Source organism: Bacteroidota bacterium (genome assembly GCA_037133915.1).
Taxonomy (GTDB): domain Bacteria; phylum Bacteroidota; class Bacteroidia; order Bacteroidales; family CAIWKO01; genus JBAXND01.
In genome coordinates this window covers 35,451-58,653 of the sequence record JBAXND010000006.1, presented here as the reverse complement: position 1 = coordinate 58,653, position 23,203 = coordinate 35,451, and the positions used below count along the sequence as shown (strand labels likewise).

21 protein-coding genes are annotated in these 23,203 nt (G+C 43.7%); 13 read left to right on the top strand and 8 right to left on the bottom strand.

Going from position 1 to position 23,203, the window contains the following annotated elements; all coding sequences use genetic code 11:
- Positions 1-35 precede the first annotated feature (35 nt).
- The 10 genes from mtnA to gap all read left to right on the top strand — a co-directional run bounded on the left by mtnA (position 36) and on the right by gap (position 11,785).
- A complete protein-coding gene (mtnA, locus tag WCM76_03520) occupies positions 36-1,082 on the top strand; it encodes an S-methyl-5-thioribose-1-phosphate isomerase (protein ID MEI6764684.1) in 1,047 nt (348 codons plus the stop codon).
- Positions 1,083-1,131: 49 nt separating this feature from the next.
- On the top strand, positions 1,132-1,719 hold the full coding sequence (locus WCM76_03515; protein MEI6764683.1) for a class II aldolase/adducin family protein: 588 nt from the start codon (positions 1,132-1,134) through the stop codon (positions 1,717-1,719).
- Between the two features lie 6 nt (positions 1,720-1,725).
- Complete coding sequence (locus tag WCM76_03510) at positions 1,726-2,412, top strand: response regulator transcription factor (GenBank protein ID MEI6764682.1); 687 nt, start codon at positions 1,726-1,728, stop codon at positions 2,410-2,412.
- Between the two features lie 6 nt (positions 2,413-2,418).
- Positions 2,419-3,456 (top strand): ATP-binding protein, encoded by a 1,038-nt coding sequence (locus WCM76_03505; GenBank protein MEI6764681.1) that lies wholly within the window; start codon positions 2,419-2,421, stop codon positions 3,454-3,456.
- Between the two features lie 159 nt (positions 3,457-3,615).
- Entirely contained in the window at positions 3,616-4,398 is a 783-nt protein-coding gene (locus tag WCM76_03500) for a sulfite exporter TauE/SafE family protein (GenBank protein MEI6764680.1), read from the top strand.
- A 126-nt stretch (positions 4,399-4,524) separates the two neighbouring features.
- Positions 4,525-5,628: a methylmalonyl Co-A mutase-associated GTPase MeaB gene (gene meaB, locus WCM76_03495; protein MEI6764679.1), complete on the top strand. Its 1,104-nt coding sequence runs from the start codon at positions 4,525-4,527 to the stop codon at positions 5,626-5,628.
- Positions 5,629-5,651: 23 nt separating this feature from the next.
- A complete protein-coding gene (locus tag WCM76_03490; protein MEI6764678.1) occupies positions 5,652-6,416 on the top strand; it encodes an exodeoxyribonuclease III in 765 nt (254 codons plus the stop codon).
- Positions 6,417-6,641: 225 nt separating this feature from the next.
- The gene (locus WCM76_03485; protein MEI6764677.1) at positions 6,642-7,658 is read left to right on the top strand and encodes an OmpA family protein; all 1,017 of its coding nucleotides are present in this window, start codon (positions 6,642-6,644) and stop codon (positions 7,656-7,658) included.
- 364 nt (positions 7,659-8,022) lie between these two features.
- Positions 8,023-10,647, top strand: coding sequence for a choice-of-anchor L domain-containing protein (locus WCM76_03480; GenBank protein MEI6764676.1), 2,625 nt, complete (start codon positions 8,023-8,025; stop codon positions 10,645-10,647).
- Positions 10,648-10,777: 130 nt separating this feature from the next.
- Positions 10,778-11,785 carry a type I glyceraldehyde-3-phosphate dehydrogenase gene (gene gap, locus WCM76_03475; protein ID MEI6764675.1) on the top strand — a complete coding sequence of 336 codons (1,008 nt, stop codon included), beginning with the start codon at positions 10,778-10,780 and terminating at the stop codon, positions 11,783-11,785.
- 24 nt (positions 11,786-11,809) lie between these two features.
- On the opposite strand, the gene WCM76_03470 is transcribed toward gap, so the two are convergent.
- From WCM76_03470 to WCM76_03440, 7 genes are all read right to left on the bottom strand, one after another.
- Positions 11,810-12,388 carry a helicase associated domain-containing protein gene (locus WCM76_03470; GenBank protein ID MEI6764674.1) on the bottom strand — a complete coding sequence of 193 codons (579 nt, stop codon included), beginning with the start codon at positions 12,386-12,388 and terminating at the stop codon, positions 11,810-11,812.
- Positions 12,324-13,970 carry an O-antigen ligase family protein gene (locus tag WCM76_03465; GenBank protein ID MEI6764673.1) on the bottom strand — a complete coding sequence of 549 codons (1,647 nt, stop codon included), beginning with the start codon at positions 13,968-13,970 and terminating at the stop codon, positions 12,324-12,326. The genes WCM76_03470 and WCM76_03465 overlap by 65 nt, the downstream gene beginning before the upstream one ends.
- Positions 13,971-13,990: 20 nt before the next feature.
- Positions 13,991-15,694, bottom strand: coding sequence for a S41 family peptidase (locus WCM76_03460; GenBank protein ID MEI6764672.1), 1,704 nt, complete (start codon positions 15,692-15,694; stop codon positions 13,991-13,993).
- Between the two features lie 25 nt (positions 15,695-15,719).
- Positions 15,720-15,941 carry a membrane protein insertion efficiency factor YidD gene (gene yidD / locus WCM76_03455; GenBank protein ID MEI6764671.1) on the bottom strand — a complete coding sequence of 74 codons (222 nt, stop codon included), beginning with the start codon at positions 15,939-15,941 and terminating at the stop codon, positions 15,720-15,722.
- The gene (locus tag WCM76_03450; GenBank protein ID MEI6764670.1) at positions 15,922-16,311 is read right to left on the bottom strand and encodes a ribonuclease P protein component; all 390 of its coding nucleotides are present in this window, start codon (positions 16,309-16,311) and stop codon (positions 15,922-15,924) included. The genes yidD and WCM76_03450 overlap by 20 nt, the downstream gene beginning before the upstream one ends.
- A gap of 44 nt (positions 16,312-16,355) precedes the next feature.
- Positions 16,356-17,108, bottom strand: a complete 753-nt coding sequence (locus WCM76_03445) for a uroporphyrinogen-III synthase (GenBank protein MEI6764669.1) — start codon at positions 17,106-17,108, stop codon at positions 16,356-16,358.
- Positions 17,109-17,192: 84 nt separating this feature from the next.
- Positions 17,193-18,119, bottom strand: a complete 927-nt coding sequence (locus WCM76_03440) for a DUF4271 domain-containing protein (protein MEI6764668.1) — start codon at positions 18,117-18,119, stop codon at positions 17,193-17,195.
- A 174-nt stretch (positions 18,120-18,293) separates the two neighbouring features.
- Between WCM76_03440 and WCM76_03435 the strand changes: the two genes are divergently transcribed.
- Both WCM76_03435 and WCM76_03430 read left to right on the top strand, forming a co-directional pair.
- Positions 18,294-19,508 (top strand): acetate kinase, encoded by a 1,215-nt coding sequence (locus WCM76_03435; GenBank protein ID MEI6764667.1) that lies wholly within the window; start codon positions 18,294-18,296, stop codon positions 19,506-19,508.
- A 172-nt stretch (positions 19,509-19,680) separates the two neighbouring features.
- On the top strand, positions 19,681-20,658 hold the full coding sequence (locus WCM76_03430) for a polyprenyl synthetase family protein (protein MEI6764666.1): 978 nt from the start codon (positions 19,681-19,683) through the stop codon (positions 20,656-20,658).
- A gap of 9 nt (positions 20,659-20,667) precedes the next feature.
- Here WCM76_03430 and WCM76_03425 read toward each other — a convergent pair whose 3' ends face one another.
- On the bottom strand, positions 20,668-22,197 hold the full coding sequence (locus WCM76_03425; GenBank protein MEI6764665.1) for a glycine--tRNA ligase: 1,530 nt from the start codon (positions 22,195-22,197) through the stop codon (positions 20,668-20,670).
- A 93-nt stretch (positions 22,198-22,290) separates the two neighbouring features.
- Between WCM76_03425 and WCM76_03420 the strand changes: the two genes are divergently transcribed.
- Entirely contained in the window at positions 22,291-23,127 is an 837-nt protein-coding gene (locus WCM76_03420; GenBank protein ID MEI6764664.1) for a histidinol-phosphatase, read from the top strand.
- Positions 23,128-23,203: the final 76 nt, after the last annotated feature.

The window sequence follows — 23,203 nt, the reverse complement described above, 5'->3', positions numbered from 1 at the left end:
GAATAGTGTGGAGATGAAAACAAAAATATTTGTTTATGAAAGTTAACGGTAAGGATTACAGAACGGTTTGGCTCGAAGGAAATACCGTTATGATGATAGAGCAGAACCTGCTTCCATTTGAATTCAGAATTTTTGAATCTCGCAGTTATAAAGAAACCTGCATGGCCATCAAGACCATGATTGTTCGTGGAGCAGGTGCGATTGGAGTTACAGCCGGTTATGCCATGGCACAGGCATTCATGGAAGCCCCGGCTGTTGGATTCGATGATTTTCTCCGCAACGCTAAAGCTGAAATTGAAGCCACACGTCCTACTGCGCGTAATTTGTTCTATGCGGTTGACCGTGTGTACGCCGCCGGAATGGAAAGTCTTGCTGCTGCCATAAAAGAGGCTGAATTACTGGGCAACGAGGATGTTGCCTCAAGCCGTGCAATCGGGCACTTTGGCAATACGCTGATAAAAGATGGTTACAGGATTGAAACACATTGCAATGCAGGCTGGTTGGCATTTGCCGATTACGGAACCGCGCTGTCACCTGTATATATTGCTGCGGCAGAAGGCAAAAATATTTTTGTGTATGCCGACGAAACGCGGCCACGCAGTCAGGGTGCAAGACTTACCGCATGGGAACTGAAGAATGAGAACATCCCGCATCAAATCATTCCCGATAATGCCGGTGCGTGGCTTATGTCGCAAGGGAAAATAGATATGATGATTGTTGGCGCCGACCGCATTGCCGCAAACGGTGATACGGCAAATAAAATAGGGACGCTTGAAAAGGCTATAGCTGCAAAGGAATACGGAATTCCATTTTATGTAGCCGCTCCGACTTCAACATTTGATATGAATTGTAACAACGGAAAAAACATTCCTATTGAGGAGCGCACAGAGAATGAAGTGCTCTATCAAACTGGTCCTGACCGAAACGGAAACATGCAAGAAATACTGGTTTGCTCACCCGGTTCGGGGGCATGCAATCCTGCCTTCGACGTAACTCCTGCAAAATTCATCACAAAAATCATTACCGAGAAAGGCATCATTGAACCTACGGTCGAAGCAATTGCCGCGCTGAATATCGCTTAGTCCGGCTGTTTTTAAGAATTTCCTTATATTCGCCGGGAATATTTTCATGATGTCGGGAGAACAATACACAGGTGTTAAATTCACAACCGTTTTCCGTAACAGGATTACACTGCAGCATCGTTTGCTTGACGACCTCAGGATGTGGTGTCAGCTGTTCGATGAAAAGGGGCTTGCACCGCCATATCCGGGCGGTTCGTACGGAAACCTCAGCTTCCGTACAGGAAGTAACAGTTTTATAATTACAGGCACAGCGATAGGGCTTAAGGATGCTTTGTGTAATGAATCATTTGTGGAAGTGACCGCGTGTCAGACTTTTCAGAACAAGGTGATGGTGAACGGCCTTCGCGAACCTTCGTCGGAAAGCATGCTTCATTATACGATTTACAGTCAGCGCCCCGATGTTAACGCTGTGTTTCATGGTCACTGTACGGAACTGATGGAGAGCGCTGCTACTCTCGGTATTCCGGTAACAGACAAAGAGGCTCCATACGGCTCTGTTGAACTTGCAGAAAGCATTGGCAGGCTTGTGAATTCCGACTTTTTTATTTTGAAAAATCATGGATTTGTGTCGCTTGGCCGAAGAATGAAAGAGGCCGGGCAGCAAGCGGTAAATATGATTGAGCGTGTCAAAAAATAATACCGGATGGAACAAAACGGCAGTATACTGTTGGTAGACGACGAAGATGATATTCTTGAATTTCTGGGATACAATCTCCGTCGCGAAGGCTATACCGTGCATACGGCCAAAGACGGGCTTGACGCATTCGAAAAAGCCAAAGAAATACTACCACAATTAGTAATACTCGATATCATGATGCCCCGCATGGATGGTATCGAAGCATGCAGGCTGATGCGCAGGGAGCCGTCGCTCAGCAAAATACTTATTATGTTTTTGACGGCACGCAGCGAAGATTACAAACAAATAGAAGGATTGGAATCAGGTGCCGACGATTACATCAATAAAACGGTGAAGCCGGCGGTACTGCTGAGTAAAGTTAAAGCAATGTTCCGCCGTGTTGTAAATAGTACGGATGACGTGAACAATAACCGCATCACACTGGGTGAGCTGGTGATTGACCGCGAACGCTACATCATTATACACCGTGGGAGGGAAATTGTGCTTCCGCGCAAAGAGTTTGAACTATTATTGCTGCTTACCTCAAAGCCCGGAAAAGTGTTTTCAAGGGAGGAAATTTTTCATATTATTTGGGGAAACAAGGTTATAGTGGGCGACCGCACAATTGATGTTCATATTCGTAAGCTGCGAGAATTATCAGGCATTTCACGCATTGTAACTGTGAAAGGCGTGGGATACAAATTTGAATTATAAATTTTTATGAAGAAGAACCATCCAATCATTATTGCGTTCAATCTTTCGCTTCTCATCACTTTATTTGTGGTTTGTATCAATATTATTCTCGGCCTGTACGTTAACGGAAATATTGAATGGTTGGGTTTGATGGTTATTGCTGTTTGCGTTTTTGTGTTCTCATTTATTTTGCTGCGGTGGTCGTTGAAAAAGTTTATTTACAACCGCATTAAAGTTATCTATCGTACTATTCACGACCTCATGGTAACCAAGGATGCACCCAGTAAAAAAGTGATTGAAGGTGACTGGTACGGCGAGATTGAGAAAGATGTGGAACAATGGGCGAATGCACAGAATAAGGAAATAGAAGATTTGCGGAGGCTTGAAAAATACCGCCGTGATTTTCTCGGAAGTGTTTCGCACGAGCTGAAAACGCCGATTTTCAACATTCAGGGTTATGTGCTTACACTACTCGAAGGTGGATTGGAAGATGCCAGCATCAATCGTGAATACCTGCTGCGTACCGAATTGAATATCGACCGTATGGTTGCCATCATCAACGATCTGGAGACTATTTCCAAGCTTGAATCGGGTGTGCTTAAACTTCAGTATCAGAAATTCGATCTGGTGGCGCTTACACGCGAAATTGTTGATTTTTATGAGATGAATGCCCGTGAGCGTTCGATTAGCCTGGTGATAAACAGCGCGACACCTGTCATGGTGAGTGCCGATAAAGAGCGCATTCGTCACGTAATGGCCAACCTCGTCGAGAACTCCATTAAGTATGGAATGCAGAATGGCCGCACCCTGATCAGTTTTTACGATATGGACCAGAATGTCCTGACCGAAATAGAAGACAACGGTATGGGAATTAACGAAGAGGATATTCCCAGGGTTTTCGAACGTTTCTTCAGAACGAGCCAGGGGCGAAGCCGCGAGAAAAAAGGCACCGGGCTTGGATTAGCTATCGTTAAACACATCATTGAAGCGCACAAGCAGGCTATCAATGTAAAAAGTTCGCCCGGCAGGGGAACCACTTTCACGTTTACGTTAAAAAAAGGGTAACAGCGCAAACCGCAGAATCCGGACAACAGAAGTTATACCGTTACTTTCTATGAATTACTCCTTCAAAAGATGATTTAATGCCGATAGTGTAGCTGTTATAGCACAATTTTTCGGTCTACGTTTCGGTATTCTCTACCTTTGCACTCTCAATTATTGTGTATGAACTGGGCAGAGATTGTTGCACTGATTGTTTCGGGATTCCTGGTAGGTTTCATCAATACACTTGCGGGTGGCGGCACCATCATCACTGTTTCATTGCTATTGTTTCTGGGTCTTCCGGCAACGGTTGCAAACGGCACAAACCGCGTAGCCGTAGTATTTCAGACACTTGTGGCTGTTATCAGTTTCCGTAAGCAAAAATTGCTCGACACCCGGAAAGGACTTGGTTTCTCTGTGCCAACTGTATTGGGCTCGGTGCTGGGCGCCATGATAGCCGCACATTTCGAAGAATCCATGATGCAGAAGGTAATTGCTCTGGTGATGATTATGATGCTGTTCTTTATCCTGTATAAACCTGAACGCTGGCTCAAAAGCAGACCCGACCTCATCGAAAAAAGAATCTCGGTTTTTCAGCTTGTTGTTTTTTTTCTGATTGGATTTTACGGCGGTTTCATTCACATGGGGGTTGGCTTTTTTCTTATCGCATTCCTGGTAATGTCGGGCGGATACGACCTCGTAAAAGCCAATGCCATCAAGAATCTTATTGTGCTTGCCTATGCTCCCTTCGCGCTGGTGGTTTTCATGTTCAACGGGCAGGTGAATTATCAATACGGTCTGATAATCTCCATCGGAAATGTTGGTGGGGCATGGCTCGCATCGCATTTTGCAGTGAACAAGGGCGCGAATTTTATTCGCTGGGTCATTGTCGCCGTAATTATTATTACTTCTTTGCAACTGCTCGGTATTATCAATTTCAAAGATATCTTTTCAGCAATACTGTGATATTTCAAATCTTTAGAGTGACGATAGAAAAGTGGATGTTGAAAGTTGAGAAAAAATCCGCTCTTATGATGAAATAGGCTCGCCCGAATTATTACTATCTTTGTTACAGATAATAACGATGCCCCGATGCCCCGTAAACCTAAACAACAAGCTTCCGCACTGAAGGTGCTCCCCGGAGTAGCGCAGCCATCGCAACTAAACGATGAAGCCGTTATACGCATGCAAGGGAAAAAGAATGAGCCGCTGAATATTGATGATTTATTCAATGGTATCCGTTCAGGAAACCGCATGCTCCTTAGCAAAGCCATAACATTGGCCGAAAGCGCACGTTCCGACCATCAGCTTATGGCACAGGCATTGATTGAAAAATGTTTGCCCTTTTCGGGGAAATCATTAAGAATTGGAATTACCGGAGTCCCCGGTGTAGGTAAAAGTACTTTTATTGAAGCCTTGGGCACTTGGCTTACTTCCAGAGGTCACAAGCTTGCCGTACTTGCCATTGACCCGAGCAGCAGCCGCAGCAAAGGCAGCATACTTGGAGATAAAACGCGCATGGAAGATCTGGCAACCGACCCCAATGCTTTTATTCGCCCTTCGCCTTCGGCAGGAACTTTAGGGGGTGTGGCACGCAAGACCTGGGAAACGGTGGTGCTTTGTGAAGCCGCAGGTTTCAACACTATTTTTATTGAAACGGTCGGCGTTGGTCAATCAGAAACGGCCGTTCACTCCATGGTCGATTTCTTCCTGCTCATGATGCTTGCCGGAGCCGGCGATGAACTACAGGGCATCAAACGCGGCATTATGGAAATGGCTGATGGCATTGTTATCAACAAAGCTGATGGCAGCAATCTGAAAAAAGCAATGCTGGCCCGTTCAGAATACGAACGTGCGCTGAACCTGTTCCCGCTTCCGCCATCAGGTCTCAGACCCAAAGTAGCGTTGTGTTCTGCGATTGACCGTTCGGGAATCAAAGAAGCATGGAAGAAGATAGAAGATTACTGTAGTTTTACAAGGATGAACGGCTATTTTGAAAGCAAGCGACTCGAACAGGCCGAAGTGCGCATGTACGACACCATTGAAGGCCGGTTACGGAATGATTTCTTTAACGATAAAGATATTAAGAACATGCTGCAAAAGGTTCTGCTGGATATCCGCGAACACCGCATCAGTTCTTATATTGCGGCACAGCAGCTGCTCGATGAGTATTATGCCCTGAACGGGAAAAAATGAAAAACCATATCAATTAAACTTTTATGAAAATTATAACCTATAACGTCAACGGCATCCGTGCAGCGCTTTCAAAAGGTTTTATTGAATGGCTCACAGCCACAAATCCCGATGTAGTATGCCTGCAGGAAACCAAGGCGCAGCCTGAGCAGGTTCCGCTGTTTGATTTTGAAGATGCCGGATACCGCACATACTGGTTCTCTGCAATAAAAAAAGGATACAGCGGTGTTGCCATCCTCACCAAACGTGAGCCCGATAATGTAACCGCCGGTATGGGAATCAGCAAATACGATGATGAAGGACGCGTGATTCGTGCCGATTATGGCGACCTTACCGTTATCAGTGTATATCATCCATCAGGCACCAGTGGTGAGCTGCGCCAGGCTTTCAAAATGCAGTGGCTCGAAGACTTTCACCGTTGGGCGAATGAACTTAAAAAAGAACGTCCGAACCTCATCATTTCCGGCGACTATAACATCTGTCACAAACCTATTGATATTCATGACCCCGTTCGTAATGCCAACAGCAGCGGATTTTTACCCGAAGAACGTGAATGGATGACGCGTTTTACCGACAGTGGATTTATTGATACCTTCCGTCATTTCAACGACCAGCCGCACAATTACACCTGGTGGAGTTTCAGAGCCGGATCACGTGGTAAGAATCTGGGCTGGCGTATCGACTATAACATGGCGAGTCTGCCGCTCGAAAAACGATTGATGAGAGCCGCCATACTTCCCGAAGCAAAACACTCCGACCACTGTCCTGCGCTCCTCGAAATAGACTTCTGAACAACATACAGTATTAACAAAACCGTGTTAGTATCTAAATATCATCGCAATGTGTGCATCGGGCGATGTGACTTAATTTTGGACGATTGTACCAATAGCCGGGCGGCTCAATTCGCATTATAAACATTTGAAGTTTTGAAAATGAGTGGGTCCAACGGTACTGATATTCACCATCAGAGCTTATAGCTCCTGCTTTTTAGTTCTAAGTAATTAAATGACAATTCAATGAAAAACAACAATCTGATTACCGCAATTGTTATGGTATTTGTAGTTACTGTATTCACCTCCTGTGTTTCAATGAAGAAGTATCAGGAACTTGAAACAGCCCGTAACCAGTGCGATGCAGAAAACAAAGCACTCAGTGCAAAAAATATTGACCTTACTACTCTCAGCACCGAGCAGCGCGAATCAATAGCAAAGCTGACCAAACAGAATAGTACGCTGCTTGCCGATTCCGTAACAAAAGGTACGGAGCTCAGGGATTTGAGAGAGCAGCTTAACAAACTGAATGTTGCATATGCCGATATGGAGAAGCAAAATCAGGCACTGCTGAGCGGCAATAAATCGGAAACGTCAAAAATATTGGCCGAGTTACAGAAAACCAAAGATGACCTTCAGAAAAAAGAAGAGGATTTGGGTAAGATGGAAAAAGAACTCAGCGGCAAAAAGATTAATCTTGACGAGCTGAGTGCTCAGCTAAAAGAAAAAGAGCAGCGGCTCAACGAGCTTCAATCGATACTCGACAAAAAGGACTCTGCGGTAAAAGCATTGAAACAGCGCGTAAGTGAAGCCTTGCTTGGCTACGAGAATAAAGGGCTGACGATTCAGCAGAAAAATGGAAAAGTATACATTTCTATGGATGAAAAACTGCTTTTTGCCACAGGCAGCTTCGACGTGGCCGCCAAAGGAGTAGAGGCATTGGTGAAGCTGAGCAAGGTGTTGGAACAGAATGCAGACATCAACATCATGATTGAAGGACATACCGATAACGTTCCGTATAAAGGTTCCACAGGGCAGATAAACGATAACTGGGATTTGAGCGTGATGCGGGCAACTTCGGTCGTGAAAATTCTTCTGAAGAACAGTAAAATTGCGCCTCAGCGGATTATTGCCGCCGGTCGTAGTCAGTACTGTCCGGTTGACGAAGCCAATACTGATGTGGCAAGAGGCAAGAACCGCCGTACCGAAATCATCCTCACACCGAAACTCGATGAGCTGTTGAAACTGCTCGAGAATAACTAAAAAAACGGGTATTAGGAAAAGTATTCTGCCTGTCTTGACCTTAAGACAAATTCGCCTTTTTGCGTTCAGTTTCCTGACACAAATTCATGCGAATGCCATAGGAAATGGCGAACCGGCGCTGAAAACCCAGTGGTTCCTGCCGTTGCCAATTATCCTGTTTTTTAATATCAATCAGTAAAATTTATTATTAAGTAACTGATTGTAAGCACTTCCATGAGGATATTTTTATTTCCGGGAAATACTTCTTAATTTTGTGATATCGGACAACCATAAAAGGTTAATTGCTGTCTATTAGCAGTTCGATATATACACATATACGAAAGCAATTACCGAAATCGTTTGTTAAATAAAGAAAATATATCTGATGCGAATAATCCACTCACTATTTTTTAAACCATTCCGTTCCCTGCGGCTGACTTTTTTGGGGCTGGCGATACTGCTTAGTTACCCGTCATTGGCGCAGTTAAATATCAGTACAGCCATGACGCCGACACAACTCGTGCAGAATGTTCTGGTTGGAACGGGTGTAACGGTTTCAGGTGTTACGTATACCGGCTCCATCAACGGACGCGGCTCCTTTACCAATGGAAATACAACAACACTTGGCTTTTCCGATGGTCTTATTTTAGCAACTGGAAATGTAACCGATATTGATCAGGCAGCCTCGGCTTTTGCATCTACCGACCTTGCCATGCCGGGTGACGTCGATCTCGAAACGCTTATTGGAAGCGGTAACAGCTCACACGACGCTTCTGTTCTCGCATTTAATTTCATACCCCTGGCCGATACAATTAAGTTCCGTTATAAATTCGGTTCTGAAGAATATCCGGAGTTTTCCAACAGTTCATTTAATGACGTATTTGGTTTCTTTCTCACCGGGCCAAATCCACTGGGAGGAGCTTATACAAATAAAAATATTGCACTTCTGCCGGGTACAACCACACCGGTTTCTATCAACAATGTTAACAACGGATTAAGTAATACCGGTCCTTGTGTAAACTGCGCTTATTACATAGACAACGCAAGCAGTGGAACCATTGTTTATGACGGAACCACTAAAATACTTACGGCATGGGCATTGGTTGTTCCCTGTGTGCAATATCATATCAAACTGGCTATTGCCGATGTCGGCGACGGAATTTACGATTCCGGTGTTTTTCTGGAAGGAAACAGTTTTTCAAGTAATGCGGTTACCATCAGCACCTACTATACTACGCCTCAGGCGGGAACCGATGCGGTTGAGGGATGTAACGACGCCATCATCAGTTTTAAACTGCCTGCGGTAACGCCAAATCCTTTCCCAATCAATTATTCGATTCACGGAACAGCCACCAATGGTGTTGACTACACTACTATTCCGGCAGGTGTTACTATTCCGGCAGGCCAGGACTCCGTTACTGTTACCATTCATCCGATAGTGGATGGTCTTACAGAAGGAACAGAAACAGTGATGCTTATATTTCAGACGAGCATTTGCGGCGGTTATGATACTGTAAGTGTAAATATTATTGATAATATTCCAATTTCACTTACAACAAGCAACGATACCACCTTATGTGGTGGTTCGGCAACTATCTGCACCACGCCCGCCGGAGGAATACAGCCCTATTCCTATAACTGGAGCAGTGGCGCAGGCACTACAAACTGCGTAACTGTTTCACCGGGCAACACAACCACATATACCATTTCGGTAACTGATATTTGCAACACACTTGCCACAGACAACGTAATTGTATATATAGGCAGCGGTAGCGCAAATGCGGGGAACGACACTTCCATGTGTCTTGGAGAGCAAATGACACTGGCGGCTACAGGTGGAACGGGATATTTATGGAGTACCGGTGCCACTACAGGCATCATAAGTGTTTCGCCAACAGTAACTACAACGTATTATGTTACGGTTTATGGAACCTGTAATGCCTATGATTCTGTGGTAGTAACTGTGAATCCGAGTCCGACTGTGAGCGCGTCTGTAAATCCTTTATCTATATATATGGGTGATCAGGCTTACCTCTCGGCAACAGGTGCAGCATCTTTTTCCTGGGTATCGCTGCCGCCCGACCCAACGCTATCGGGCCAGTCCAACATGGCGAATCCGGTGGTTTCTCCACCCGTTACAACCATATACCTTGTCACCGGAACCGATCCTAACGGATGCCAGGGCAATGATACTGTTACGTTGATTGTTATCCCTATTTTTCCGATGCCCGATTTCACATCAAATATTCAATCGGGCTGTGAGCCATTGTTGGTGCAGTTCTATGACCAGTCTACAAAAGTTGCACCGGGTGCTGATTATTTCTGGGATTTTGGCAATGGAACCACTTCAACGGCACAAAATCCGGTAGCTTATTTTGCTGACCGCGGAAAATACGACATAACCCTCACGATTACCAATCCGGGAGGGTATGTGGGAAGCATGACGGCATCTCAATACATTGAGGTCTATCCGAATCCTATTGCCCGCTATATCGTGAGCCCGTCAAATGACGTAAGTATATTCGACCCAACGGTCAACTTTTTTGATCAGTCTGTTGGCAACCCCATTCACTGGTACTGGACATTTGGTGATAGTTACTATGACACAGTTCAAAATCCACAGCATATTTATCCGAATGAAGATACTGCAACCTACCCGGTTATGCTGATTGTAACAACAGTGCATGGTTGCACGGATACAACACAATTTAATGTAATCGTCCATCCTGAATGGGCTCTTTATATCCCATCGGCATTCACTCCAAACAAGGATGGCAAAAATGATTTCTATTTTGTTACCGGCTTCGGAATTTATGATAAGGATTTTGAAATGACTATTTACAATCGCTGGGGTCAAATGCTGTATAAGTCAGATGATATCACGAAAGGCTGGGACGGAAAATTTGACGGTCAGTATGCCCTTCCGGGGACATATATCGTAAAAGTTTACTACAGAGATTTTCTGCAACGAAAAAAAGAGGCACAGAAAGCATTTACACTCATACGATAATTGGTTTCGAGAAATACAGAAATAAGGACTCTCACAAAACGGGTCCTTATTTTTTTCGGTACAATTGATATTGGTTCAACGTTGAAATTTTACTTAATTTTGCGCCATTAATCAGAAATAATATAATATCATGGCTAAAATAAAAGTTGCAATTAACGGGTTTGGCCGTATCGGCAGGCTGACATTCCGGATACTACAAAAGAACAGCAATGTTGAAGTAGTGGCATTGAATGATCTTACCGACGCAAAAACACTGGCACACCTTCTTAAATATGACAGTATTCACGGCAGATATCCCGGCGAAGTTTCGTCTGACGGTGACTCAATAATAATCGATGGTGTTAAAATTAAAGTATTGGCAGAGAAAGACCCTGCAATGCTTCCATGGAAAGACCTGGGCGTTCAGGTTGTAGTTGAATCGACAGGTGTGTTCCGCACGCGTGAAAAATTAGAAAAGCACATACAGGCAGGTGCCCAAAAAGTGGTATTGTCGGTGCCGAGCAATACCCCGGCAGATGTTGACAGAACCATTGTTATTGGTGTTAACGACAGTGCACTGCAACCCGGCGACCGCTTTGTCAGCAATGCGTCGTGCACTACCAATTGCCTGGCGCCTGTTGCCAAAGTACTGAACGATAATTTTGGTATTAAACACGGTCTCATCAATACCATACATTCGTATACCAATGATCAGATTATTTTAGATGCCCCACATAAAGATCTGAGGCGTGCACGCGCTGCGGCGATGTCTATTATACCCACAAGTACCGGTGCTGCAAAAGCAATAGGTCTGGTAATTCCCGCTCTTGAAGGCAAACTCGATGGTTTGGCAATGCGCGTTCCTACGCCTGATGGCTCTGTTGTTGATTTTACCATGGAACTTGAAAAAGATGCTACCAAAGAACAAATCAATGAAGCTATGAAATTGGCCGCGGCCAGCGGTCCGATGAAAGGAGTACTTCAATACTGCACCGACCCCATTGTGAGTGTTGATGTAATTGGAAATCCTTATTCTTCCATTTTTGACGCAAAACTTACTCAGGTAATCGGTGGCAGATTTGTCAAAGTAGTGGCCTGGTATGATAATGAATATGGCTATTCCAACCGTCTTGCCGAAATGGTAGAACGTCTGGCTTAACCTTTCGTAAAATCAAAATAAGTATTAGCCTCCGGTCAATTGTTCCGGGGGCTTTTTTCTGTTCTTGCGGTATGTCCAGTCGAATGAAAGCCCGTCGAGAAGACGTATATGTTCGGCTGTAAGACCGGGACTAAACCAACGCTTTTGGGTACGCTGTCGTGTAATCCAGTTTGCCAGAGATTTATATTCAGGAGATGTTTCAGAGACAATGCAGCTTCCGAATGTCTTGCGGTATTCGCGCAGTTTGTAATAGAAGCTCATCCATCGATATTCCTGATTGTCCCACTCAAATCCTAATTTATCAAGCAGTTGATATTTTTCAATACTCAGTGTCGATGCCCGGTGCCTCTGGTAGTGAACCCAATTGGCGAGCAATGGGTTTTCGTCCCAGTTGTTGGGCACCATGCAATGTCCAAAACGTTTCTTAAAATCAGATAATTGTGCATAATGTTCGTGCCATAGCGGATGCTTTCGCCATACAATTTTCCGGGATTCAAAAGTTGTTGTATTATAATTGGGGACAATGGTTTGCCGGGTTTTACGACGGCGTTTTTTTGTGTCGGCGCTTGAAAAGAAGTCCGGCGATTGTTTTTTCTTTTTCATTGTTCGGTATTTGTTTTTTTTCATTGTTTTCTTTGCGCCATCCCAATATCAACACGGCATTCCAAAATGCAAAAAATGACACGCCCGGTTGCGACTCGAGAGTGTCTTCTGTAAACATTGAGATAAGCATAATGCAGATAAAAATAAAATAGAGGTACGTGAAAAACCTTTTTTGATGAACAGCAGGGTAGAGTAAGGCAAACAGAAATATTATAAAACCGATGAGTCCGAATGAAATGAGTATGGCCAGATATTGATTGTGTGAGCGCAGTCCAAGGTCTTTTAAGGGCGAATTTATTTGCTCGAGCTCTTCTCGGAATTTATTTTTTCCATCGCCGGTACCAACACCGAGCCAGGGATGTGCTGCGATGATACGTAATGATGTTTTCCAGAGTTCAACCCGTTGCATCATGGTTTGACCACTGGGATTGGCGTATAATTGATAATTGTCGTATTCCCACAAAAGATTGATAACACGATCGCGGAAATTTCCATTTTCGCCATAGCGTATATTGGCAACACCATCTTCAATGGCTTTAATATCATCTCCACTAAGGCTGTTTACACCGTCTTTATCTTTGCGCAGCCCTTTGGATGTGATGTAGCGCACTATAGTATAGCGCACCGGTTGACCCTTGCGGTCGTTACTGTCGAAATTTATACTACTGCGTTTGTTCCATGCCTCTGCAAGCTCATCCCAACAGATATACACCCAGGTATAATGCCCGTTCTCGATTTGTTTGTTGTCGAAATTAAATTGATATGTGTTACCGTAAGGAGTTTTAAATTCAAGTTCAGAAAGCTTTATTGGTTCAACATTTTTATATTCATTTACGATGCTGCTTATATAAAAGTACATTCCAAGACTGCCCGCAAGGGCGGCGCCTGCCACAAGTACTTTCACCGATAGCTGCGCCTTTGTAAAAATAAAGCGGAGAACCAAAACGAGTCCAGTAACAATCATGATTCCAATACCGGTTACGGAGCCTGTGATAAAAAGGTATATTATAAACCAGACGACCATCAAGCCCGCGCCAATCCGGGCAACCAATGATTTGATGGGCGCGGAGCGGGATATCATCCATGTTAATGCGAACACGGCAAAACATACATTCATCCCAAAGCGTATATGGGAAATAAGTACTGAAACATTGCGAATATCATTCACAACCGTGAATAGCAGCAGCCAGACACTTATTAAGGTTCCGGCAAACACAGCTCCTGCATGGACAAGCAGAATGGTATAGATATTTTTTATAGAGAGTTCTTCAGCAGACGCAACTATAAACGGCATGATAAGCAGTGGCACTTTGATACGAATATCTTTGAATGCATAATCAAAGTCGTGGGTCCAAAGCAGTCCGACCAGATGCAATACCATGATGAGGCATGCTACCAGAGCAGCTTTATTGGCAGTGAAGCGTCTGAGTTTATTTTTGTAATCGGCTTCACAAATCCAGTTTCCGATGAGTACCATTTGCGAAACGCTCATGAAATACTTGGAAAGCGGAAGTGATGCGGCAAACAACAACAATCCGAACAAATAAATCAGCCGGTGATACTCTTTTTTAAGAATGGGCATGGCGAATAGTGTTCGCAGGTTTATTTCTTCTCTTTCGGATTTTCTTTTATATATGTTCCGTCAAGTATAGATTTATACAAACTACGATTCTGAAGAACTTCAATTGCTTTTTTTACTTCCGGGTCATCAACAAGTGCTGCCTCTATGCGACCCTTCTGATAATAGTAACGGGGTATAATATACAGTTTCAGAAGAATACTGATTTGTGATTTGAATTTTTGCAGATCATCCGTTTTTTCATGCATCATTTTATTCTGCAGCACATCGAATTCTGTTTTTATTGCGTCAAAATATTTTTCTTTTTCTGCATTTTCCTTCAGCTTTTCAAGGGCCTTTTCACTCTGTGTCGTATAGCTGTAATGCTTGTTTGATAAGAACTTCTGGAAGTCAGTATAAATATCATCCGTAATAATAAAATCTTTTGGTTTTGCAATTTGAGGATGTGCCCTGTAAAACGTGGTGGCATAATCAAAAACAAGGTAATTGGTAATGAGTGCCTGTGCAATATTGCTGTATTCTTCGGGTGCCATTAATATATCGGGGTCAATGCCACCGCCTTCATAGACAGTCCGCCCGTTTTTTGTTTTAAAAGCCCGCTTCAGCGAATCCGCCATTTTTGTGGCTTCACCTTCATTATCTTTGTGGGCATAATCCAGTTCCTGTACGCAGCGACCACTCGGGATATAATACTTTGCGATGGTGACTTTCATCTGAGCGTTGTAGGTCAAAGGAACGATGTTCTGAACAAGACCTTTGCCATAAGTACGCTGTCCGATTACAACTCCGCGGTCAAGATCCTGAATGGCGCCGGTAACTATTTCTGATGCTGAAGCGCTTCCTTCATTCACCAAAACGACCAGCGGCATATCGAGGTCAACCGGAGCGTTCATGGTGTTGTGATTGTTATTTCGGTCTTTAAGTTTGCCCTTTGTACTTACAACCAGTTGTCCGCGTTCAACAAAAATATTGACAATATTAACGGCTTCGGCAAGCAGTCCGCCGCCATTTCCGCGCAAATCCAGAATAACACCTTTTAAATTGTGATTTTCTTTCAGCCTAAGGAACGCGTCTTTCACATCAGAACCGGCATTTTGTTTGAATTCACTGAGGTTGATATAACCAATGCTGTCGCTGACCATGCCTGAGTAGGGGACATTCTCAACGGTAATTTCTTCGCGGATGATTGATTTCTCAAATGGCTTTTCGGTGGTATCGCGTTCAATAAGCAGCTTCACTTCGGTTCCGGGTTGTCCTTTCAGCGCAGTACTCACTTCTTCAACGGTTTTGCCTTTTGCCGATTTCCCATTTATTTCAATGATTTTGTCGCCAGCTTTAAGACCGGCTTTATCAGCCGGAAAGCCTTGGTATGGCTCCGATATATACACCCATGCATTCCGTTTTTGTATCATGGAGCCAATGCCGCCGTACTGTCCGGTCGTCATAAACCGGTAATCTTCAATCTCCGATTCGGGGATATACACCGTATAAGGGTCAACAGATTCGAGCATGGCGTCAATAGCCGTTTTCATCAGTTGTCCCGAATTTAAATCATCGACATAATTAACCTGAAGTTGTTTGTATAACGTTACAAAAATGTCGAGGTTTTTCGAAATTTCAAAGTCGCTTTCGCCGCCCTGAGAGTAGGCTCCGGTGAAACTGGCAGTGAGAATAACGACCAGTATTAGTGACCTGATACGGAGAAATAAATGCTGTAATTTTTTCATAAAAATAGTATAGTAGTTAATAAAATCAGGGTACGGGATCAAAGCCGCTGCCGCCCCACGGATGGCATGAAAGCAGCCGTTTAAGTGTTAGCCATCCTCCTCTGAAAGGTCCGTACTTGCTTATTGCCTCTACCCCGTAAGCCGAACAAGTAGGAACATACCTGCACGATGGTGGAAGAAGGGGTGATATTGTGAGCTGGTAAAAACGTATCAGGAGGATAAAGAGCTTACCCAGTAACTTTTTCATATTCCATCTGTAAACGTTGTAAAATTAATATTATTTTGCGCTCTGCCTCTGCATATGTAATAAAATCTTTGGAAGTGTAGATAAGTGCGAAGGCACATTCCCTTTTGTGTGAACGAAGAACCTCGTAAAAGGCATCTTTATTTTTGCGATAAGCCTCGCGTACACGGCGGCGCACGCGGTTGCGGTTAACCGCAGAGGAAATATTTTTACGCGGCACTGAAAAAACAACTTGCGCAGGGAATTCAGACTGCAGCGGGCATTCCATCCATTTCACTACAAAAGGATGAATAAAAAACGATTCACCTTGAGTCATCAGGGAGGTAATAATCCTGCGGTTGCATAAACGTTCATCTTTGCGGAAGGTCTGCATCTGCTGGTCTGTTAAGAAAACCGAAGGTGTTGTGCCGGATACTGTCAGCGCTTTTTATTATTCTTTTCCAGATACTGGTCAATGGCCATAATCATAGATGGCGCTATTTCCGAAGGTGCACCAATAGTAAGTTTAAGGCCGGCATCTTTAATTGCTTTTGCCGTAGTGGGTCCAAAAGCAGCAATCAATACACCGTTCTGTTCGAACTTTGGAAAGTTGGTATACAGAGAATTGATTCCGAACGGACTGAAGAAAACCAGCATTTGGTAATCCTCTATTTTGATATCGGCCAAATCGCTGGGTAAAGTCTTGTATATTATCGCTTTTTTATAGTTTATTTTATTTGCTTCAAGCAGGTTGATGATTTCGTGTTTATGATCTTCGGTGCAAGGAAGCAGGAATTTCTCAGTAGCATGTTTTTTAATAAGAGTAAGCAGTTCGGCAGGGTTTTCATTTCCATGAAAAATTTTCCGTTTCCGGAATTGAACATATTTTTGAAGATAATATGCAGTTGATTCACTTACGCAGAAGTATTTAGTAGTATCGGCAACACGCAGTCTCATTTCGCCGCAAAGACGAAAGAAATGATCAACGGCATTTTTGCAGGTAAATATGATTGCCGAATGATCGGGGATATTGATTTTATAGCGCCTGAACTCTTGACCGGTCAACCCCTCTATTTTAATGAACTTACGAAAAGTGATGTTCAGGTTGTGCTTTTTGACGAGGTCGTAATACGGGGATTTTTCATAATCCACCGGCTGCGGTTGTGAAATTAGGATATTCTTGATTTTCAATTTCGAAACGTTTTAGAGTATACGTTAAAAAAAAATCGGAGTAAGACGCTTGTATATGTGAACGTGTCTGACAGTCTAATCTACCTATAAAACAGGGCTTTTGAGATAATTCAAAGCAAACTTTCCAACAACGAAAAAAGGTAGAATTTCAACGGTGCAAAGATACAAAATTAAATAATACAATGAGTAGCCCGAAAAAGATAATCCTGATATAAATCCGCGAATTATTCTGTAAAGCAACATAAGGCCAACCAGACCAAAGCAAAAGTACAATGCCGCATCTGCGGCATAATGTGCAAAATAGAAAGCACAGGCCGTAAGAGGAAGAATAAACATTACAGACACTTCGCTCACCACAAGCGTATTTACAAGGTACTCGGACGTTTCTTTGTGTGTTTTAAAAATAAAGGAGCCCAGGCGGATAATAATTATCCTGAACAGAAAAAACACGCAAATCAGAACAAATATTTTAAATAATATCAGATACGATGCCGAAGGAGGAAACTGCCACCCGGTAATATTTTGTGCGCCCCTGTAAGCAAGAAGACTAAGTGTAACAAGATAGGCAATAAGCAGCGGCGGTGTAAGCCTTTCGTTGAACAGGGTTCCTTCGCGCATGAGCTGGTTTGTGAACCGCGGGTTATAAAAAGCCTTGAATACCTGGCTGAAACGTCTGAAATACAGGCCGCGAACCATTGCGATTAATGCAAAACAAATAATAAATAATCCGAGAATCCAGTCGTAATTTCTAACGGCAATGGTCTGAGGTCCCAGCGCTTTGGGTTTGAGCGGATGCTTAGCAAAAACAGAAGTGTGCACCATAGCGGGCGCATATTTTGTCTGAATTACAAGAGCTGAAGGCGCCTTGTCTTTAATATTCCCTGCGAAACCTGTTCCCGTATATGCAAATGACTGTGGCACTTCGTCCTGCGAGAGCACAAACAATTTGAAGGTTGACCGACCTTCGGCTGGGAGGATATTTGGGTTATATGGAGTGGTATTATCAGGCATTTTGAATCGCGTTTGCAAAATTACACTAAAACAGGCACAGAAATCAACAGAAATATCAGATAAATCCGTTTTGATTTTTTGACTTCGATGAAATCGCGTAAAATTTTCCTGTAGTGTTTGTAAATTCGATTAAAACACGTAGGTTTGCGCCGTTATTTTAAAAACTCAATATCCATGAAAGTACTTGTTTTAAACTGTGGCAGTTCTTCGATAAAATACCAGTTGCTCGATATGACCTCCGAGCCCGACCTGCTTGCAAAAGGTCTTGTTGACCGCGTAGGCCTGAACGATTCTGAGCTCGTTCATCAGCCCAAAGGAAAAGAAAAAATTAAAAAAATAGTTCAGGTTCCCGATCATACCGTGGGAATCGATCTTATACTCAAAACGCTGATGGATCCTGAATATGGCGTGATTACGGCTGTTGAAGATATCAATGCCGTTGGTCACCGCGTAGTGCACGGAGGCGAAACATTTAGCGGAAGCGTGGAAATTACCCAGGAGGTAATTGATAAAATGGAAGAATGTGTTGACCTTGCACCTCTTCACAATCCCGCCAATCTCAAGGGAATTTATGCCATACAAAAACTGCTGCCCAGTGTTACTCAGTGCGGGGTATTTGATACTGCTTTTCACCAAACAATGCCCGAACATGCCTATCTGTATGCCGTGCCGTATGAGCTTTATGAAAAGCACAGAGTAAGACGCTATGGATTTCATGGTACAAGCCATGGCTATGTTGCCAAAAAAGCCTGCAAAATGCTCGGCAAAAAAATGGAAGACCTGAAAATCATTACCTGCCATTTGGGTAATGGTGCTTCTATTGCCGCCATCAAAAACGGAAAATCATATGATACTTCTATGGGACTTACGCCCGTTGAAGGTCTGATAATGGGAACACGTTGCGGAGATCTTGATTTGGGCGCATTCACATACATACTTGAAAAAGAAGGTCTTAACATTAAGCAAGGCAGCGATCTCGTAAATAAGAAAAGCGGCGTTGCCGGAATATCAGGCGTCTCGTCCGATATGAGAGATGTTGAAGAAAAAGCGGCCGCAGGACACAAAAGAGCAAGACTTGCCCTTGATATGTACGATTACAGGGTTAAAAAATATATTGGTGCCTATGCTGCAGCCATGGGTGGTGTGGACCTTATTATTTTTACCGGCGGCATTGGAGAAAATGCAGACACTACACGTGAAGGCGCGATAAAGGGACTCGAATTCCTCGGCATTGACTTCGACTTTGAAAAAAACAAAGGCATACGTTGCTCCGACCTTGTGCTAACCAAGCCCGGATCTAAAGTTACCGTGATGGTGGTTACTACCAATGAAGAACTGGTTATCGCCATAGAGGCAATGAAAACAATTTGCCTGAAACAGCAGAATTAAAATTCAGGTATCGCCTTTTGTATAAATCCTTTTTCCGGCAATCGGAGAAAGGATTTATAATTACTGACGGATTGCATAGTATTCAAGGTAACAAAAGCGCGGGTTTTTGTGTATTTTAGCTAAATCAAAGTTATCGTAACGAACACATCCGGAAATTTAATTTCATACTAAAATGCTTACAGCAGACTTTCTTCAGAATAAATTCAAACACGAACTTGAACTCATACGGTTTGATGCCCGGCCTTCCGAATTGTACGACCCTATTTCGTATACTCTGAATCTGGGTGGGAAGCACCTGCGGCCTGTAATGGCGCTGCTGTCATGCAATATGTTCGGAGGCGATGTGAATAAAGCCATGCCCGCAGCCATTGGGCTGGAGATTTTTCATAATTTCACACTGATTCACGATGATATCATGGACAATGCTCCGCTGAGGCGCGGAAAACCTACGGTTTTTAAAAAATGGAATTCAAACATTGCGATACTCAGCGGCGATACCATGTTGGCCAAAGCGTATGAATTTTTACTGAACGTTGATGAAGTTCATCTTAAAAAAGTAATGGAAGTGTTTACCCAGACTGCTATTGCTGTTTGTGAAGGACAGCAGTTTGATATGAACTTTGAACGTCATGAAGATATTTCAATCGATGATTATCTTGAAATGATAATGCTGAAAACGGCAGCGCTTACCGCCGCCAGTCTTAAAATTGGCGCTATCATCGGAAATGCCCCGGAAGCCGATGCGATGCACGCGTTCAACTTTGGACGGAATTTCGGTATCGCATTCCAGTTAATGGACGACCTGCTTGATACCTATGGCGAAGAAGAAAAATTCGGGAAAAAAATAGGCGGGGATATTGCCGAGAATAAAAAGACCTTCCTGTATCTGAAAGCACGCGAAATAGCAAGGGGCGAAACCCTGAGTGCCATCAAATATCATTTCACCAATGCCGCGTCGGTCGATGCCGCTTCCAAGTTTTCGACCATCAAAGGAATCTATGATAAGCTCGGCATCCGCGAGCTTACCGAAAATGAAATAGAGAAATATTACCACCAGTCTCTTCAGGATCTCGATGCAATAGCCATTCCTGATGAGAACAAGGAGCAACTCCGTATTATGGCAGGTAAATTACGCCGCCGCGAAGTTTAACAAATCAACTTACACTGCGATGGGTTTCAGCCTGTCGGCGATAACGCCCGATACGCGTTCAATAGGAATGCGGTCCTGCTTCATGCTGTCGCGTTCCCTAATGGTAACGGTATTGTTTGTGAGTGTCTCGTGATCGATGGTAATGCAGTATGGAGTGCCAATGGCATCCTGCCTGCGGTAACGGCGACCAATCGCATCTTTCTCATCGTACTGGCACATATAATCCAGTTTCAGATGATCCATGATCTCGCGCGCCTTTTCCGGAAGCCCGTCCTTCTTAATCAAAGGCAAAACGGCGGCTTTAACAGGAGCCAGTATGGGCGGAATGTTCAGCACTTCGCGAATTGAACCGTCATCCAGCGTTTCTTCTTTATAGGCATTGCTCAGTACGGCAAGGAAGGTACGGTCAACCCCAATGGACGTTTCTACTACGTAAGGCACATAGCTCTCGTTTGTTTCGGTGTTGAAGAACTGTAGTTTCTTGCCTGAAAATTTCTGATGTGCGCCCAGATCGAAGTCGGTGCGCGAATGAATGCCTTCCAGTTCCTTGAATCCGAAAGGGAATTCAAATTCAATATCTGCAGCCGCATTGGCATAATGTGCCAGTTTTTCGTGTGTATGAAAACGGAATTTTTCAGCAGGCATACCCAGTGAAAGGTGCCATTTCATGCGCTGTTCTTTCCAGTATTCATACCATTGAAGTTCTTCGCCCGGTTTTACAAAATACTGCATTTCCATCTGTTCGAATTCGCGCATGCGGAAAATAAACTGACGTGCTACAATTTCATTGCGGAAAGCTTTTCCTATTTGTGCAATACCGAAAGGTATTTTCATACGTCCGGTTTTCTGCACATTCAGATAATTCACAAAAATGCCCTGTGCTGTTTCCGGCCTCAGGTACAACTGATTCGAATCTTCCGTTACGGAGCCCATCTGTGTACTGAACATCAGGTTGAACTGACGGACTTCGGTCCAGTTTTTACTACCCGAAACAGGACATACAATACCGAGTTCTTCTATAATAGCGCGTACGCCCACCAAATCATTCTTCCCGAGTAAATCGTAAAAGCGGGTATTGATATCTTTTATTTTATTGAGGTATTCCACCACGCGGGGGTTAGTTTCGCGGTACATCTTTTCGTCGAAGGTTTCGCCAAAACGCTGTGCGGCTTTTGATACTTCTTTGTTTATTTTATCTTCGATTTTGGCGATATAATCTTCAACAAGCACATCGGCGCGGTAGCGTTTCTTGGAGTCTTTGTTGTCTATCATCGGGTCGTTGAATGCGTCAACGTGCCCTGATGCCTTCCAGATGGTGGGGTGCATAAAGATGGCAGAGTCAATACCCACGATATTTTCGTTGTACTGTACCATCCATTTCCACCAGTAATTTTTGATGTTGTTTTTCAGTTCCACGCCCATCTGGCCGTAATCGTAAACAGCGCTGAGGCCATCGTATATCTCGCTCGAAGGGAATACAAAACCGTACTCCTTGGCGTGTGCAATAATTTTGCGGAATAATTCTTCGTTGTTTGCCATGGCGCAAAAGTACAAAAAAATAAAGTTAACTTTTTAGACGGATAAAAACCCTTCAAATCATGTACTTTTGTATGACGAATTTAAAAATACCGGATGCTCACCAATTATCATACACACAGTAGTTTTTGCGACGGACATGGTGCACCTGATGAATATGCCGCAGAGGCTGTTCGTCAGGGATTTCATACGCTCGGATTTTCGTCGCATGCGCCCGTGCCGTTTGATAATGCCTGGAGTCTCAGTTATGCCAACCTTCCGACCTATTGCGACACCATAAAAAAACTGAAAGAGGAATATGCCGGTCGCCTGAATGTTTTACTGGCGCTTGAAGCCGACTATATTCCGGGCGCTTCTTTTCCGTTTGCGCGGCTTAAGAATTCATGCGGGCTTGACTACATAATCGGTGCAGTGCATCTTGTTTCTAAAAAAGGTTTGCCCGGATTGTGGTTCATCGACGGACCGGTCACGAATTTTGATAAGGGACTTGAAAAAGTTTTTAAAGGCGATATACAATCGGGTGTTGAAGCCTATTTCAGACAGGTGATGGAGATGCTTTACACCGAAAAACCTGATATCATTGCCCATTTCGATAAAATAAAAATGAACAATAAGGGCAGGTATTTTACCGAAGAAGATACCTGGTACAAAGCCCTGATAAAAAAAACACTGCGTGTAATTGCCGAAACAGGATGCATTGTAGAAGTGAATACGCGCGGCATTTACACAAAAAAATACAACGGACTTTATCCTTCGGTAAATGTGCTGGAACAATGTCATTCTCTGAATATTCCTGTTACCATAAATTCCGATGCCCACAAGCCTGAAGATATCTCTCAGCAGTTTTCAGAAACCCGGCAGCTGTTGAAAGATATTGGTTACACAAACGTGATGATATTCACTGCCGATGGCTGGAAAGCCCGTTCCATCTGAATAATATTAAAATGGCTTTGTAAAAAAATGGTACGATATACAGAACGTGTCCGTTTTTTGCTGTTTTTTGGACACG